2 protein-coding genes are annotated in these 1517 nt (G+C 34.8%); both read left to right on the top strand.

Features of this window, described 5'->3' with window-relative positions; translation table 11 throughout:
* Window positions 1–792: tetratricopeptide repeat protein (locus tag F6K49_RS48095; protein WP_293109697.1), on the top strand; the 792-nt coding region annotated here is incomplete at its 5' end.
* The coding region (locus tag F6K49_RS48090; protein WP_293109695.1) for a hypothetical protein at window positions 789–1517 on the top strand (729 nt) is incomplete at its 3' end. The genes F6K49_RS48095 and F6K49_RS48090, both read left to right, overlap by 4 nt.

Genomic DNA, 1517 nt, shown 5'->3' with positions numbered 1-1517 from the left:
CCACCAATTCCAACAAGACGTGGACCAATTGTATCCCCAAGCCGCGAAAATCCCTATATTCCCTACATTATTACTCCAAGAGCAACTCTATTACGTACTGATCAGCCTACTCTGCGTTGGAATGGAGCGATTGGTGCCGACATCTTTACAGTACAAGTGAGAGGTCGAGAATTAAATTGGACAGAAAAATTTAGTCGAGAGCAGGTTTGTCAAGAAAATATCTGCGAGGCTGTTTACTCAGGATATCCACCTTTGCAGTCAGGTATCTGGTATAAGTTAATTATTTCCACAGACACCAACAAATCATCTACAGAAGACTCAACATTAGGACTAGGATTTAAGCTTATTGATCAGGATGAAGCTGATAAAATCAAGAAAATTACCCAACGTATCCAGAAAGAAAACTTGCCTAAAGAGACTAAAGCATTACTTCTGGCTAGGCGTTATGCTGATTACAATCTAATTGCTGGCGCAATTGAAATTCTAGAAGAACTAACCAAACATGAAAAAATAGCAACAGTTGATCGCTTACTAGGAGATCTCTATCGACAAATAGGACTAGTTCTCGAAGCAGAGGTTTCCTATGTTGAAGCAGTTGAACTTGCAGAAACCAGTAAAAATTTAGATGAACTAGCGGCAGCCAAAGCAGGGTTAGGTGAAGTAAAATATGCTCGTAACAATATTGAAGAAGGAATCAATTTGCTAGAGGAAGCCAAGAAAATATATGAAAATTTAGGAGATCAGCAACGAGTAAGTAAACTCGAAGAACAACTGGAAATATTGAAACCATGAAAAATGAAAATAGAGTTTTGAATAAAACTTTTATAAAGTGTTTCAGATTTTGTTTGCTGACTACAGTTATTCCAGGTTTTGTACCTATTTATGTTTTTGCTTTACCTTTGTATCAAGTAGATAAACAAACAGAAGCATCGTTATACTCAGAAAGTAAACCTTATTTTTTGACTCAATCTTTGGAGAAATGGCCTGATTTGTGTCTGTCTCGTTTACGTAGGAATTTTCCTGATGCATTCCACCTGCAAAATCAGTCTCATCAATCGACTCAATCAGAAACTAGGACATCTGAGAATCAACTGCAACTAAATAGAGATTATCTTGTTCATACAGGCTCATTTAAAACATTAAAATTAGCAGAATATAGTGGAGTAACTAGCATAAAGGCAAGTTATGCAAAGGAGTTTATTCAGTTTTTAAATCAAGGTATATTATTGCTCACAAATGATACTGGTAAGCTGCCAAATTTAACTGAATTACATAACTGTATTGATACATTTAATCGTGTTCTTAATAGTGCATTCAATATCTATATAGAAGAAAAAAAATATCTTGAACCTAAATATTTTGAATTTAAAGACATTATTCTACGAGAGGTTACAGAAGATGGAACCGCTGTTCTAGAAGTTAGTGGAAAAGTAGTGGAAAATATTGAACTTTATTTTCTTAATAAAAATGGAGAATATGTGCAAGGATCACCTGAATTAATTCAAGCTTTAAATGCA

The sequence above is a fragment of the Moorena sp. SIO3I6 genome, assembly GCF_010672095.1.
The sequence above is the reverse complement of the archived record's forward strand: the minus strand, read 5'-3'. Positions and strand labels throughout refer to the sequence as shown.